This is a genomic window from Geothrix oryzae (assembly GCF_030295385.1).
GTDB classification, from domain to species: domain Bacteria; phylum Acidobacteriota; class Holophagae; order Holophagales; family Holophagaceae; genus Geothrix; species Geothrix oryzae.
Genome location: NZ_AP027079.1, coordinates 1,122,765 through 1,138,053, shown reverse-complemented (window position 1 = coordinate 1,138,053; position 15,289 = coordinate 1,122,765). Strand labels below are relative to the sequence as shown.

General features: G+C 66.2%; 11 protein-coding genes. 2 read left to right on the top strand and 9 right to left on the bottom strand.

Annotated features, from left to right (window positions below):
* The first annotated feature begins 1 nt into the window (after position 1).
* Positions 2-517: a hypothetical protein gene (locus QUD34_RS05185; protein WP_286355540.1), complete on the top strand. Its 516-nt coding sequence runs from the start codon at positions 2-4 to the stop codon at positions 515-517.
* A 12-nt stretch (positions 518-529) separates the two neighbouring features.
* Here the strand turns inward: QUD34_RS05185 and QUD34_RS05180 are convergent, their stop codons facing one another.
* The 9 genes from QUD34_RS05180 to QUD34_RS05140 all read right to left on the bottom strand — a co-directional run bounded on the left by QUD34_RS05180 (position 530) and on the right by QUD34_RS05140 (position 14,230).
* The gene (locus tag QUD34_RS05180) at positions 530-2,248 is read right to left on the bottom strand and encodes a ribonuclease J (RefSeq protein ID WP_286355539.1); all 1,719 of its coding nucleotides are present in this window, start codon (positions 2,246-2,248) and stop codon (positions 530-532) included.
* Complete coding sequence (gene rsmA, locus QUD34_RS05175) at positions 2,245-3,054, bottom strand: 16S rRNA (adenine(1518)-N(6)/adenine(1519)-N(6))-dimethyltransferase RsmA (RefSeq protein WP_286355538.1); 810 nt, start codon at positions 3,052-3,054, stop codon at positions 2,245-2,247. Before rsmA ends, QUD34_RS05180 begins: the two co-directional genes overlap by 4 nt.
* A gap of 77 nt (positions 3,055-3,131) precedes the next feature.
* Entirely contained in the window at positions 3,132-7,406 is a 4,275-nt protein-coding gene (locus QUD34_RS05170; RefSeq protein WP_286355537.1) for a pilus assembly protein, read from the bottom strand.
* 55 nt (positions 7,407-7,461) lie between these two features.
* A complete protein-coding gene (locus QUD34_RS05165; RefSeq protein ID WP_286355536.1) occupies positions 7,462-8,124 on the bottom strand; it encodes a hypothetical protein in 663 nt (220 codons plus the stop codon).
* Between the two features lie 29 nt (positions 8,125-8,153).
* A complete protein-coding gene (locus QUD34_RS05160; protein WP_286355535.1) occupies positions 8,154-9,338 on the bottom strand; it encodes a PulJ/GspJ family protein in 1,185 nt (394 codons plus the stop codon).
* 46 nt (positions 9,339-9,384) lie between these two features.
* Entirely contained in the window at positions 9,385-9,939 is a 555-nt protein-coding gene (gene pilV, locus QUD34_RS05155; RefSeq protein ID WP_286355534.1) for a type IV pilus modification protein PilV, read from the bottom strand.
* Positions 9,936-10,577, bottom strand: coding sequence for a pilus assembly FimT family protein (locus tag QUD34_RS05150; protein ID WP_286355533.1), 642 nt, complete (start codon positions 10,575-10,577; stop codon positions 9,936-9,938). Before QUD34_RS05150 ends, pilV begins: the two co-directional genes overlap by 4 nt.
* Before the next feature lie 147 nt (positions 10,578-10,724).
* A complete protein-coding gene (gene priA, locus QUD34_RS05145) occupies positions 10,725-12,995 on the bottom strand; it encodes a replication restart helicase PriA (protein WP_286355532.1) in 2,271 nt (756 codons plus the stop codon).
* Positions 12,992-14,230 (bottom strand): hypothetical protein, encoded by a 1,239-nt coding sequence (locus QUD34_RS05140; RefSeq protein ID WP_286355531.1) that lies wholly within the window; start codon positions 14,228-14,230, stop codon positions 12,992-12,994. The genes priA and QUD34_RS05140 overlap by 4 nt, the downstream gene beginning before the upstream one ends.
* Positions 14,231-14,244: 14 nt before the next feature.
* On the opposite strand from QUD34_RS05140, the gene tsaD reads away from it, so the two are divergent.
* Positions 14,245-15,288 (top strand): tRNA (adenosine(37)-N6)-threonylcarbamoyltransferase complex transferase subunit TsaD, encoded by a 1,044-nt coding sequence (tsaD, locus tag QUD34_RS05135; RefSeq protein WP_286355530.1) that lies wholly within the window; start codon positions 14,245-14,247, stop codon positions 15,286-15,288.
* The last annotated feature ends 1 nt before the right edge of the window (position 15,289 follow it).

Sequence of the window (15,289 nt, the reverse complement as noted above, 5' to 3'; positions counted from 1 at the left end):
CATGTTCCGCCCCATCCTGACCTCCTTGCTGCTGCTGGCCCCGCTCCCGGTCTGGTCGCAGGCCCCCGTCCCACCCCAGGCCGAAGATGAGCAGCCCCTGGCCCGCTTCCGCCTGGAGCAGCTCCAGCAGAAGGTGGGCCTGCCCGAGGAACAGGCGCGGACTGTGGTGGATCGCTGGATGCGCTATGACCGGGAACAGTTCGGGCGGGCGCGGCAGATCCAGGCGCTCCGCCGCCGCTTCAACGACATCCTGATCAGCCCCGGTTCCGAGGATGAAAAGAACGCCCAGGTCCGCCCCCTCCTGGAGCAGTTCATGGATCTGCGCCGCCAGCAGGCGGACTTGAAGTTCCGCTTCGAGGACGACATCCGGGGCAAGCTCAGCCCTGCCCAGCAGGTGCGGCTGGTAATCCATGTGGAGGAGATGCAACGGCGGATGGTGGAGGCCCTGCGGCAGGGCTTCGCCGACCGGCCCGGCGCCCTGCGCCCGGGCGGGGGAGGACGCCGGGGCCTTCGGTAGCGCCGGGTTCCGTCAGAGGGCCGGCGCCTCGATGATCACCGGGATCACCAGCGGCCGGGTCTGGGTGGTCTTCCGGATGATGCGCCGCAGGGCCAGACGGAGCGTGTCGCGCAGGGCCTCTCCATCCTTCCGCACCGCAGGCGGGGCCTCGTCGTAGGCTTTGCGGGCCACGCCCGCCAGCAACTCCGCGTAGGCCTCGTCGTCCGACAGCATCACGAAGCCCCGGCTCAGGATCGTCGGCTCGGCAGCCAGGTCTCCCGTCTGCGGATCCACCAGCAGCGTCACGAAGACCACGCCATCCTCCTGGAGGATGAGGCGGTCCTTCACCACGCGGGCATCCACCATGTGCTCCACGCCCTGATCCACGAAACACTTGCCCACGGGCACCGCCCCCGGCATGTCCATGCCCCCATCCTCGAAGAGGCGCAGGCAGAGACCGCCATCCAGCAGAGAGATGCGCTCGGCCGGCCAGCCCAGGTCCGCGGCCAGTTTCCCGTGGGCGCGCAGGTTCCGGTAGGTTCCATGCACCGGCACCATCTGATCCGGCCGCACGGCCCGGATCAGATCGGCCAGTTCCTCGCGGCTGCCATGGCCCGACGCATGGACAGGGCCGAGACCTTCCAGTGAGGTCTCCGCGCCGAGCCGTTCCGCCGTATCCAGCATGCGAGAGATCGCCACCTCATTGCCGGGAATGGCCCGGGCGCTCACCACCAGCCGGTCGCCGGGTTGGATGGGCAGCCCCTTCACCTCCCGCCGGAGCAGCCGCGCCAACCCGCTCATGGGCTCACCCTGGCTGCCGGTGCAGAGCACGAGCAGCTCGTCGGGGTCATAGAGCTGGGCGTCCTTGGCGTCGATCAGGATGTCGTCCGGCAGGGACAGCCGCTTGAGGGACCGGGCCAGGGCGAGGTTGCGATCGAGGCTGCGCCCCAGCAGCACCACCCGCCGCCGGAACTCGTAGGCCAGGTCCACCAGAGTCTGGAGCCGGTGGATGTTCGAGCTGAAGGTGGTGACGAAGAGGCGTCCCTTTGTCTGCTCGAAGGCTGCCTCCAGGCCTTCACGGCACACCGATTCCGAGGGCGAGCGGCCCGGCCGGCCGATGTTGGTGGAATCCGCCATGAGTAGCCGCACGCCGGCGTCGCCCAGGGCCCTCAGGCGCTCCATGCCCGTGAGCCGGCCGTCCAGCGGCTCGGGATCGATCTTGAAGTCGCCCGAATGCACCAGCACCCCCTGGGGCGTGTGCAGAACCAGGGCGCAGGCATCGGGGAGACTGTGGGTGACAGGGATCCACTCCGCCTCGATCCCACCGTCCCCGACCTTCATACGGCCGTAGTCGCGCACCGGGTGGAGCAGGCCCACATCCAGGCCGTGCTCGCGAAGCTTCCCCTCCACCAGCCCCAGGGTGAAGGCCGTCCCGTACACGGGCACCGGCCAGCGGCGGAGGAAGTAGGGCAGCGCGCCGATGTGATCCTCGTGGCCATGGGTCAACAGCACGGCCTGGAGCTGATCCGCGAAGGGCTCGAGGTAGGCGAAATCCGGCACGATGGAATCGATGCCCGGCTGGTCGTCCGAAGGGAACAGCTGGCCGCAGTCCACCAGGAAGAGGCTGTGGGCGCTGTGCACCACCAGCGCGTTCATGCCGAACTCGCCGAGCCCGCCAATGGGGACCAGCCGCAGTTCTCCGGCGGCCGGGGCCTCGGTCCAGGATTCGAATTCGGGTGCGGCGGGGATCACGATGGGAACACCTCGGGATGATGGGTCAACAGGTGGCGGGTGGCAGCGAGCCAGATCGGAGGCGCCAGGACTTCAGCTCGCAGCGTCGAGTCCAGGCCGGCGCGGGTCAGGGCTTCCGTCGGCAGGGCGCCCTGCCAGTTGTTCGCCAGGGTCTTGCGGCGGTGGGCGAAGGACCGGTGCAGCACGGAGAGCAGGACCTTCCGTTCTGCGAGGCTGGGCGCGTCTCCACGGGGCACGAAGAGCACCACGGCGGATTCCACCTTGGGCGCGGGCCGGAAGGAACCGGGCCCCAGCTTCACCAGCCGGGTCAGGCGTGCGCAGAGCTGGGCCAGCACCGACAGGGGCCCATAGGCCTTGGTGCCGGGCACGCCCATGAGCTTCTGGGCCACCTCCAGCTGGAACATCAGCGCCATGCGGTCCCAGGGGATGCCCTCCGTGAGCAGCCTGGCGAGGATGGGCGTCGCCGCGTTGTAGGGCAGGTTGCCCACCACCGACCAGGCCTCGCCTTCGGGCAGGGGCATCCGCACCGCATCGCCTTCCAGCAGGTGGAAGTGGGGGTTCGCCGCAAAACGCTCGCGCAGCAGGGCGATGGCCTCGGGGTCCAGGTCCACGGCCCACAGGGGACGGCCATCGGCCAGCAGCCGCTCCGTCAGCACCCCAGGCCCCGGGCCGATTTCCAGCAGCCGGGGGGCCGGGCTCGCCAGCGCCGCATCCACGATGGTGCGAATGGCCCCCTCGTTCACCAGGAAGTTCTGGCCGAAGGCCTTTTTGGGGCGGAGGCGGGCAATGGTTGAAGGATCTGACACACCCCAGCGTACCACCTCGGCCCCTCCCCCACGAAAAGGGGCCCTCGCGGGCCCCTGGACGATGACTAGGAAATCGGTCAGCGGATGATGCGCCAGGCTCTGGGCCTGGGAAGAAGCGGGTTGGGGGGAGGCGGAATGACCGTGGGAGCGACCGTTCCGACACCCGTGCCGGCGTTCTGGACCTCCCCGACCTGGATCACGGCTCGCATGCCCGCCGTGGCCAATTCGCTGGGGATGTCGTTGTAGCTGACATAGTAGCCGTTGCATCCGGTCGTCGTCGTCGTCCCTCCGCCAAAGACCGGGTTCATGACATCGCAAAGGCTGTAGGTGTAAGTGGTCCCTCCCGCACCCGAACAGACTCCGGCGGTGATCAAGGGGGCGAATTTGGAGAAGAACAATCCTGAATTGAGCACGAGGGGAGCGGTCACCGACTTCTCGTAGTACCAGGCGTTGCTCATGTTCGGTTTGGCCGTTCCCGCCGCATAGTTCAGCATGTAGCCACTCTTGGACTTCAGGTAATAGGTGGTGCTGCCCGTGGAAATCCGGGCGTCGCTGGTGGTGGCCACAGAGGTGAGGTCGGCGACATCGTCCTCGGAGTACCCGAGGGCATCCACGGATCCCCCGCCCGATCTCGGCACATCCGCGCTGTCCTGCCGGTCGAGAACCATGACCAGTCGATCCCGATAGGCCGTGCCCCCACCCCCGGGATTGATGTTGTCGAGGTCCATCGGATCATTGCGATCCCCCATCCCGAACACCACCCCAGTGGCCGGCACCATGGCAGTCGGCGCGCTATCTCTTACCACTGGATAGCCATAGGGAAGTGAGAATATGGCCGGTGAGGAGCTGATGGGGGTTCCCGCATACTTGGTGCGGAAGATGGTTCGGACATTCCAACCGCCCATATCGGATGTTTCGGTGCGCACCCCGGAGGAAGCCTTCGCACCCAGGGCATAAACGCCGCCGGAGAAGTCCGAGAAGTAGACTCGTTGCGTCTTGAAGCTGCCTTGAAGCACTTCGATGGGAACCGCGCCTGCAGGAATGCATCCCATCGAGGGATAGGCCGCCTTGAGCGTGGCATTGTTGATGAAGTCCCATGACTTGACCAGAGACCCGTCCAGCACGCTGACGGCGATCACCGAACGCCCCAGCTTGGCGGAACTCCCAAAAGCCGCATCGACATCGGCGGTGGAGAGTCCTCCACCCAGGAAGAAGACATCTTTGAGGAGGCCCCCATCGAACACGCGGGCGGGCGCCGGCGTGCTGGTGCTGAACCCCATGGACTTGATGGCGAGATCGGAGGAATCGTCCGGACGAACCATCCAGGGAACGAGTGGCGAAACGGGATCATTGCCGTCGAAAGACAGAGCGTAGTAGCTGCGCCCTCCCTTCCGGAGACCGAACACCACCCTTACGATGTCGGTCCCGTCCACCTGACCGTTGGGAGTACCCTGCTCGTTCAGGTAGACCACGGGCGAGCCATCCACGAGATAGCGATGGATGGTGCCGGTCCTCCAGGTTTGCAGTCCGCCGAGAATGTCGGGGGGAATGAAGCCCCAGAGCTCATCCACGGCGGCCTGCACGAGGCCACCCGAGTCCACGCCGCTGACTTCACCGAAGCCGTGAAGGATGCCCTGGTTATCACCCACGATGATGAGGCGGAAGCGTTTGTCCTGAAGACTGGAGTTGCTGGACAGCCAGGAGGAAAGGGTTCCGCTCGGCACCTTGGAGAGGGGGAACTGGAGAATCGCCGGGGTGCTGTTGATGATGTCGCCCATCAGATCATCCCGGGAAGTGGCAATGCTCGTGACCGCGGCGGCGTCATCCTGGGCTTCCTTGCTGGCTCCCATCATGAACCGCATGAGGCTGCGGCGGTTCGCATCCGTGCTGACCCCGAGGGTGGCATTCGGCAGGTCCGCGAGCGAGGTGCTCTGGTTCCAGACCAGGAGATCCTTCAGGAATTTGCCGGTGTTGAGCGGGTCCGGCTTCAGGGTATAGATCGTGCGGCTCTGCCACCCCTTGGCCTTCAGCATGACGGAGGCCGACCAGATGGCCGAATTGATATTGATGCCGCTGGTCAGGGGCGATCCGCCCTTGTCGAGCAGCTTGACGGTTCCACCGGAAGTGGTCATGCCCGTCATGAGCAGATCACCCACCCAGGCCGCCTGATTGCTGGCCGTGGTGAAAGTGCCCAGGTACATCTGCTTGCCGACCCCCAGACCCACGAGGGGCGCGACCGGGGCGCTCATGGTGTTCGTGACGGCGCGCGCCTGGGCAAAGGTTTCAGCCAAGGCATCCGCGATGCTTTCTGGGCTTTGTGCGTCGAAGAAGAAGGGATTCTTCTGCGTGTCCTTTCGCGTCGAATCCGCAGGGTCGAAGGGCATCGGGAGGTTCGTCGAATCGTAGGAACCCCGCTGCTCCCACCCATAGAGTGCCGTCCGGTACATGCCGGCCTTGGCGCCCGTAGCCCCCTGGGCATCGGCGCCCCGCTTGCCCGCCATGCTGATGCCGATCGTCATGGTGCTGATGCGGCGCGTGACGCCACTGGGTCTTGAAGTCACCAGGAAGGGGGGGAGCACACCCGCATTGTCGTTATCTGTGGGCCAGCCGCTCTTGGTAGCGGCATCCGTTGCCGAAGGCGTGATGTGGGCGGCCACGGCGGCCAGTGACCAGATGTTGAAATTGGCCTTGGTGGGGCCGATGGTGCTGAAGGCGATGGTGGGGAAGGATCCACCGGAGAAAGGATCACCCGTTCCCAAGGCCCCGCCATTGCTGCCGCTGGCGTTTGAGTTGTCGTCATTGGGATTGCCATCTGACAACACAACCACGAAACTTCGGCGGCAGCTGGGAATGGGGTTTTCCCCCTTGTAGGCATCATTAGCGGGGCTGAAGACGCTGCCGCTGGTCCCGTTATCCGTGCTGGCCATCTGGGCGTAGGTGTTGAGCAGGGCGAAGGTGAGGGGCGTGTTGTTGGGAGCCCCCATCCTCTGGATGTAATCCATGTTGGGGTCGGGATTGTTGGCACTGGTAGGGCGGTAGAGACGAAGGACCTGCCGATCCCCAGGGTTGCCGGCCGTGTTGCTGGAGCTGAACACCTTTGAGGCGGAAGATCGGCCGTTCTCCTGGAACCCCTGGGATCCCAGCTTCAGGAACCGGATGCCCCACCAGACTTTCATCTGCTCATTGATGTAGGTCCGGATGACAGCGTACTTGACGGCCTGGAGGCGCGTCATGTTGGGCAGCCCATTCCCCGTCGTGGTCACGCCATCGCGGGTGAAGCTCCGGAATCCCGCTGCGCCATCCCGGGCGTCGGGCACGGTGTACCCCCCGTCATTGGTTCCGAGGTACTTGTCGACCATGCCGCCCTGGAAGGCCCCGGTCTCATTCTGATTCCGAACATCCTGGCCGAAGAAACACCAGGCCAGATACTCGGGGTGCACGCGGATGTAGTCGAATTGCCCGCTACCGTTGACGAGCGCACCGTTCCGTCCCCCGTTCCCGGTGGTGGCCCACCAGTTGGTGTCCACTTCGTAGTACTGGGCGGTGGCGGTCGGCACCACCGGGAGGGTGTCGTCGAGGGGTACGGGATCGTACAGATACATGTGCTGGGGATGTTTGTCCGTCTTCGCTGTATTCAAGGAAGATGGCGAAGGCGAGAGGGAGCGCTGCTCGTAGGTCGGCACGCGATCAAAAACAGCCCAGGGGAGAGGAATGTCCACCACCCGAGTCTGGTCGGAAGTGGCGATGTTGCCCGTGGAGGAGGAACTGTAATTGCCTGAACTACTGAAGGGCTTTGGCTTGATTCCGCAGTTGCCAGATGGAATCGAGTAACTGATGCCCCCATAGGTGTAAGTCGGCGCACTCCCGGATGACTTGGAGGTGACGGCGAACCGGACATGGCTGGATCGGGCCACCCATTTTTGGACATCCGAGGCATTGCTGACATCGCTGGACACCACCGGGGTGCCATCAGGCTTGATTAGCAAGCCTTCGGTGACCCCCCCGAAGGACACGGTGTACCGAATATTCCCATGGGTCGCGTCGTTATAGCGGCTCGAGGACACCACCTGGAAGTAGTCGACGGAGTTGTCTCCGTTTGAGGTCCCGAAGACCGTGGATGCGCCCACATGGATGTTCGTGGAGACATTGGCGTAGAAACGCGAATCCCAGCCCAATGCCTCCATGGATCCGGAATTGTCGATGAGCGTGATGATCTCGGGCTTGGCACCCTGCTTCCCGCCGCTGTAGACATCCAGCACATCGGTCTTGCAGGCCTGCAGGCGGGGATCCACCTGGGCCGCCAGGACCGTGGAGACCAGGAAGGAAATGGAAAGAAGGGGCAGGAGCTTCATGCGACTCATCTCGAGACCTCATCAAAAGGGGGAAGAATCGGCCCTATGGGAAAACTCAAGGGATCAGCGTCAGGTACATTTCGCGGGTGGCCCGATAGTTCATGTAGGTTCCTCCGGTCGGAATGCTGGCCTTGCCCGTGGATTGGAGCTGGAAGAGAACCGACTGGCGCCCGGTCCCGGAACCCTGGCCTGCCGGATTACCACCACCGCTGGAGACCGTATTCACCAGGGGCGTGCCGAGGAACCGGAACATCAGATCAAAAGACTGCTTCACCTCTGAGCCGCTCTGAAGGTAGCCCGTCCCCGTATTCGCGAAAACCATGTCGGACCCGGTCGTGGAGGGTGTGGAAGTCAGGCTCGCGGCCCGATCCCACGGCTTGGCACTGTTCAGGAGATAGGGATTGATCGTGGGATCGCTCCAGGTCGTCCCCGCATTCAAGGCATTGAAGGCGGTCACCAGCGTTTCCCGGCCGGCAGTCGTGGCACTGCCGGCGTTGGTCGGATTGGTCCACAGAATGAACCAGTCCAGGCCGGCTTCCGCGGCCTCGCTGGCCTTGGCGGCCTGCCATACGGTGCCCGTGACGGTCAGTTCGCGAAGAGAGCTCTTGCCCAGGCTGAAGACCAGCACCGTGAGCAGGACCAATAGGCCCAGCGTGGTCAGGATGGTGATTCCACCCTGTTCGGCGTGGCGGGAAGGTGAGGCGTGGTCGGCATGCATGGATTCACCGTCAACAGGGAGGGGGCGCATTACTTGCCCACGCCGAAATTCCTGGAGGAGATCATCAGGGTCTGAGTGCGAGTGCGGTAGGCGCGGGTCCCGAGCGTGGGGCTGTATTCCTCGCGGCGGATCGGGGCCCGGGTGGTGATGTCGACGCGAATCAGGCATGTGATCCCGCGGAACCAGTCCGGTTTCGAAGGATCCGTCACCTTGGTCCAGCCCGGAAGTCCCTTGGTGGCCAGTTGGGCATCAGCATTGGCCTGGATGGCTGCCCAGGTGGTGGGCGCCCCCGTCGTCCGCGCCCAGGTGGTGCCGCCGTCGAAGCTGAGGTCGACCCGGAAACCCTCGACATTCTCCGCGATGATCTGCGTGGGCACCGTGGTCCAGTCCACCGTGCCGGCCGTGGGGTAGTTCGCCTGCTGGCGCACCAGACAGGGCAGGCGTACCGCCGTGTTGGCGGGATCCAGGGCCACCGACACGACAGCGTAGCGGACGAGCTGGGCAGGACGGATGAAATACACGGGAACATCCTTCTTGTGGGCCAGCGTGATGCCAGGACTGATGGGCGTTGCGGTGTAGTTGGCGATCTTGGTGGCGTCGGTCTCGAACACCACCGGATTGGCGCCTCCGCTGATCAGGGGATGCTCCCAGTTCCCATACTCGCCACTGTCCAGAATGACCATCACATCGCCGGCCTTGAGGTCCGTGGGAGCGCCGAGCTTGAAGTCCACGGCCGCGCTGGCCGGGGCCGCCGATGGGGTGCCGCCGGGGTTGGGGTTGTCACCGGGTGTGTCCGCGGCCCAAAAGCCGCTCACGGGCAGCGGTGCGTCTGTGAAGAATTGGAGGATGTCTGCATTCACGACCTCCGCCTCGGTGGCCGCGGGGTTGGTGTCGCTGACGCGCGCCACATTGGCTACCACCGCGCCTGGAGTGATGGAAAACAGGCTTTCCGACCCGCTGATGATGAAGCTGGGCAGCGCACGATCTGGAAACACCATCCCGGCCTGGGAGATGTCGTCGGAAAGCTGATCCATGGCCCAGCGGTTGGTTCTCTGGGCGCCCATGGTCTCGTTGACGGCCGTGAAAGTATGGACGGATGACTTGAAGACATTCGCCATGCCAGCCATGAGAAGCGCCGTGAACATCAGTGCCACGAGCAGCTCGACGAGCGAGAACCCTCTGGCTCTGTGATGCCTACCGAGATCGTCAGTCATAGGTTGATCCATGGAGTGAGCCCTTTGATCAGGATGAGGAGGACGATCAGTACCGGATGCTCCGGCTCATGCTGAGGTACTTGGTCTGCGGCCCTTCCACCCAGGCGATGTTCACCACGAATTCCTGGGTCTGGGTCGTACTGGCGGGCGCCGTTCCCAGATAGGCCCGGCGAGCCCAGGAGGCCGTGAAGATGGGGGCGCGCTTGTTGGCATCAGGCACCAAGGTGGCCAGGTTGGTCAGGTTGGCGCCGCCGGCATCCGTCACCTGGACACCGTCGACATTGAACCCGCCAAAGGGGGCATTGGCCAAGGCGGTACCAGGCGTGGCTGTGAACACCGCAGGTAGGGTGGGAGCCACACTGTTGTACTTGGCGAGGTAATAATGCTGACCCTCCATCTGGGCCCGCTGAAGGATCTGATTCGCGATGTTGGCCGCCGTGGTCCGCCCCCGCCCCGCCGCGGTCTGAGCCACGGCGGCGACCTGGAGGGTGATCAATCCCAGCAGCCCGATCGAGAGGATGAAGGCGGCCACGAGAAATTCGACCATGCTGAAGCCGCCGGGATGGCGGCGTTCCGGAGTGATGCTCGGAGCGGCGTTCATAACCTCACCCATGCAGAGCTGGAATTGGTCCGGTAGTAGCGGTAAATGTTTCCAGAGGCATTGATCAAAATGATGCCCACGGGACCGTCCGACAGAGGCACCCCCTCCGTGGAACCCACGATGGCGATGAAGGCATCCGCGCTGGCCGTCCCGTTGCTGTTGAAGAAGAAGGGTTTCGAGGAATCGAACAGGCTTTGGGTCCAGGCCGTGCTGCCGAAGATGCTCGTGTTGTTGACCTTCGTGCTCTGGAGATCCGCCTTCAGGCTGGCGATGGCAGCGCTTCCGGCCGTACTCGAACCATCCAGATCCACGATGCAATACCTCGAAATGTTCGAGTCCGCAGCATGCGCATACTGCCCGGGGGCACCGCTTCCGGATGTCGACTGGTAGTCAAGGACAGCTCGGGGCGGCGTGCCCGAAGGCGTCAAGGTCACCGTGCTGCCGGTGCCTCGGGCCAGCGTCTTGGCATCCACGAGCACGCTGACGATCCCATTGATAGTTCCCCGCACGGCTGGACCGTTCTTGTCCGAACGGTAGGACGCATACGCAAGGCTCAAGACGCCGATGATGGCAAGTACGACGAGTACCTCGACCATCGAGTAGCCGGAGGAGCCTTTGGAAGGGTGTGGGGACGCCATGATGTGACCTCGCCGGTGAGCAAAAGATTAGGGCTCATGAAATATCGATCTTCATAAAAGATTAATATCTTCTATTTCAGTGATTTAGATTAATACACCTCGCATCGCCGAAGTCCTATGAATTCAGGATTGGCTACTTTTTAGACACTACCCGAATTGCACGGGGTCCCGGTCCAGGCTGAGGGGGCCGGCGGGATCGAGGGGGTGCCGGTTCAGGACTTCGCCCAGGGCACCCCGGGTGCCTTTGAGGAGCAGATGCATGCGCCAGCGGTCGCGCACGCGGGGTACGGGCGCCTCCAGGGGGCCCAGCACCCGCAGGCCGGGCACGGACAGGCGCTGCCGGAAGGTATCCAGGGCCTCGCGGGCCTCGCGGAGCGTGTCGGCCTCGGCCCGGTAGAGGGTGAGGGCCGTGAAGGGCGGATAGCCCAGACCTTCGCGAAAGGGCAGTTCCGACGCGGCGAAACCCTCGAAATCCTGGGCCAGGGCGAAGGTGATGGCCGGGTGCTCGGGTGAGTAGGTCTGGAGGATCACTCGGCCGGGCAGCTCGGCGCGGCCGGCCCGGCCCGCCACCTGGGTGAGCAATTGGAAGGTCCGTTCGGAGGCCCTGAAATCGGCCACCTTGAGTCCCTGGTCTGCGTTGAGGACGCCCACGAGGGTGAGCCGTGGGAAGGTGTGGCCCTTGGCCAGCATCTGAGTGCCCACAAGGATGTCCACTTCTCCGGCCTCGGCGGCCAACAGGCCCGCTTCAAAGGAACCCCGGCGGCGCGTGGTGTCCCGGTCCAGCCGCAGGATGCGGGCGGTGGGGAAGAGCTGGTTCAGGTGCTCCTCCACCTGCTCCGTGCCCTCGCCCACGCCCCGCAGATGATCGGCGCCGCAGTCGGGGCAGGCTTCGGGCGGCACCGTCTCATGGCCGCAGAGATGGCAGCGCAGACGGTAGTCGCCCCGATGATAGGTCAGCGAAATGGCGCAGTGGGGGCACCCCAGCGTCTTGCCGCAGGCCCGGCACATCCAGAAGTTCTCGTAACCCCGCCGGTTCAGCAGCAGCAGGGCCTGTTCGCCCTTCGCCACGGTTTCGGTGAGCGCCTGCATCAAGGGGGGCGCGAGGATCACCTTCCGCCGCAACTGCCGGTAGACATCGCGCAGATCGACGATTTCCACCGTCGGCAGCGTGATGCCCGCGGGGCGCTGCCGCAGCCGCAGCAGCCCATACCGGCCGCTCTGGGCCGCCTGCCAGCTTTCGAGGCTCGGCGTGGCGCTGCCCAGCACGATGGGGCAGCCTTCGAGCTGGGCCCGCTTGATGGCCAGGTCCCGGGCGTGGATGCGGGGGTGCTCCTCGGACTTGTACGAGCCCTCGTGCTCCTCGTCGACGATGATGAGGCCGATGTCTCGCAAGGGCGCCAGCGCGGCGTTCCGCACGCCCACGAAGAGGTCGGCCCCGTTGAAGAGCAGCCGCACCACATCCCCGTGCTTCTCGCCCGCATTGAGGCCCGCGTGGCCCACGGCGATGCGACCCGGAAAGCGGGCTTCCAGGCGGTCCAGCAACCGGGCCGTGAGCCCGATCTCGGGCACCAGCCACAGTACGCGTCGGCCCTCCGCCAGCACCCGCTCCGCCAGGGCGAGATAGACCTCGGTCTTGCCGGAACCCGTCACGCCGTGGAGCAGGTGGACGCCGAAAGCCCCGAGCGCCACGGCCTCCAGAGCCACCTGCTGCTCCTCGTTCAGCGTGACCGTGCGGTCCACCCCCGCCTCGCGCCGCTGGCCCAGCAGGTCCACCCGCTTCATGCGGGCGAGGAGCCCCCGCTTCTCCAGGGTGCCCAGGACGGTGGCGCCCACGCCGGCGGCTTCCAGAAGGTCGGGCTCCATCAAGGCACCGCCCGCCTCCTCCAGGGCGAGCAGCACTTTGGCCTGGGCCGGCGTCACCCGGGGCGGATGGGGCGCACCCGTGAGGCGGACCTCTGTGAACCCCGCCCCGCGCAGACCCGCCCGGTGCAGCAGCGTGGGCAGGATGCCCGGATCGCGGTGCCAGGCCTCGCCCAGGTCAGCCAACACCGGCCAGGCGCCCCGCTCGCGGTGAAACGACAACCGCTGTCCATCCTCATCGGCTTCCCAATTCGGAAGCATGGCCTGGGGCAGGCTCAACGGCAGCAAGTGGGCCTCGAGGCAGCCGTAGTAGCGGGCGGCGAAGGCCTGGAGCTCCCGCAGCTTCGGCGGCAGCAGGGGGAAGGGATCCAGCACGGCCTCGATGGGCCGCAGCTTGGCCGCAGGCGGGGTCGGGTCGGGCCCCATGGCCAGCCCCACCGCCAGGCTGTTCCGCACCCGCACCCGCACCCGCACTCCCGCCGGCAGGCCCTCTGGTGCCAGGTAGGTGAGCGGCGGTAGGGGCCGGTTCAGCTGAACGCGGGTGGGGGCCAGGTTCATCGGCTCTTCGGCGTCAGGGCGCCCCAGCGGGTGGCAAGATCAGGCCGGTTCAAGCGGGTGGCGAGGTCCCGGGCCTTGGCCGGCAGGCCGGGCCAGCTGATCACCTCGGCCGCCTCGTTCAGCACCTGATCGGCGGCCCCGGTGTCGCCCTGCGCGATCTGCGCCTCCACCAGGGGGCCGAGGATCCAGTTCCAGGGGAAGGCGTCCCCTCCGGCACTCCGACGGTCATCCAACAGGGCCTCCCGGAGCTCGGCCCAGCGGGGTTCCAGGACCTCCCGGATCGTCGCCCATTCGCCGCGGGACTTGGCGTCCTTCAAATATTCCTCGAGGACGCTCCAGGGCGGCCACTGCCCAGCCGAGGCCCCCGGCAGGGGCGTCATGGTCGCCAGAAGGGGCTGGAGGGGCCACCCACCGCACTTCTGTGAGGCCACCGTCCAGAGCTGCCAGGCTTCCGAATCCTCGGGCTGCCGTCGTAGTTTTTCCTCCAGAGCACCCCGGTGACGGTTTAGTACGGCCACCACGGAGGGAGAATGCTCTGCCGCGGATCTCCTGATCCCGTTGCTGAACACGAATCCCTGTGCGCCCCCCAGGGGGGCCCCGTCCGTCTCCCGAAGGAGGGCGTCCAGCTGATGCGCGGCGGCGCCCCAGATGGCCAGGTCCGCCTCGGGCCCGAGCGGCTTCACAGGCACCGGGCCCGACGCCTCTGCGGGCTTCGGCTCGGCGGAGCCCAGAGCCTTCCAGGTCCTGCGGCTGGCCACGGCGAGGTGAACCTGGATCAAGGCCGCCCGCGCATCCAGGCGGTCCGGACTCTGCCGGAGGAAAGCCTCCAGTTCCTGGGTGCGCGAGGGAAGCCCTGCCTGGTCTACGGCCCGGCCCAGGGCCGCGCCCGTCGGAACTTCCGCCCCTTCTGCCTGCACCCGGCCCTTTCCATCCACCAGGGCCCAGTGGGCGCCCCTGGACCATCCGAAGCGGTCGCGGAGGGTCGCCGCCAGGGCATCGGCCTTCTTGCCCCCGGCGACCACCTTCAAGGGAAGGTTCAGGAGCACCATCGGTTCCTCGTCCAGGGCCGACCGCATGACCCCGCCCCAGGCGGCGCCCTCGTCCTCCAGCACCAGCCAGGTGCCGAACCGGTTCCGCTTCAACTCGCGGTCGAAGGCCTCAGCGGGGGCCACCTGTGGACGCTGGGCCAGCAGCACGGCAGGCGTGAGCAGCAACAGCAGCATCGGACCGCGCATGAGGGGACTCCAGCTTGCCAAGTTACACTATCCCGATGCTGATCCTGGGCCTGGAATCCTCGTGCGACGACTGCTCCGCCGCCGTGGTGGAAGAAACGGCCGCAGGCCCCGTCCTCCGGTCCCTGGTGCGCGAGAGCCAGGATGCCATCCACGGCCCCTTCGGCGGCGTGGTGCCGGAGCTGGCGGCGCGGGAACACCTGCTGCAGGTGCGCGCCGTGATGGCCGCGGCCCTGGCGCAGGCGGGGGTCGGCCTGACCGGTCTGGACCGCATCGCCGTCACCCGGGGACCGGGCCTCGTGGGCAGCCTCCTGGCCACCTTCAGCGCCAGCAAGGCCGCGGCCTGGCGTCACGGCCTCCCATGGGTGGGCGTCCATCACCTGCTGGGGCACCTGAACGCCGCCCGCTTCGCGGCCCCGGACCTGCCCTTCCCCGCGCTGGTGCTGCTGGTCTCCGGCGGCCACACGCACCTCTACCTGGCGAAGGACTGGACCTCGCTCCAGCTGCTCCAGAAGACCCGGGATGACGCCGCCGGCGAGGCCTTCGACAAGACCGCCCGCATGCTGAACCTGGGCTATCCGGGCGGCCCGGTGGTGGATGCCTGCGCCCAGGCCGCACCCCGCACGGCCGAACCCTTCACGCCGCCGAAGTTCCGCGATGGCAAGGCCTCCTGGAGCTTCTCGGGACTGAAGACCGGTGTGAAGCTGCGGGTGGAGCGCAACCCCCGCCTGGCCGAGGCCGGGGCCGCCGATCCTGAGGTGCAGGGCCTCTGCCGCAGCCTTCAGGAGGCCATCTCGACCTGGCTGTTGAAGCCCCTTCCGGCGCTGGCTCAGGAACACAGCGCCCGGAGCCTGGTGATCAGCGGCGGCGTGGCCTGCAATTCACGGCTGCGGAGTGAAGCCGCCCGCCTGGCCGCACGCGCGGGCCTGAGGCTCGCCATCCCCGAGCCGCGCTTGTGCACCGACAACGGGGCCATGATCGCCGCCGCCGGAGCGCTGCTGACGCCCGAGGGCGACCCCTGGATCCAGAACGCCGACGCCGACCTGAAACTGGGAGCCTGAG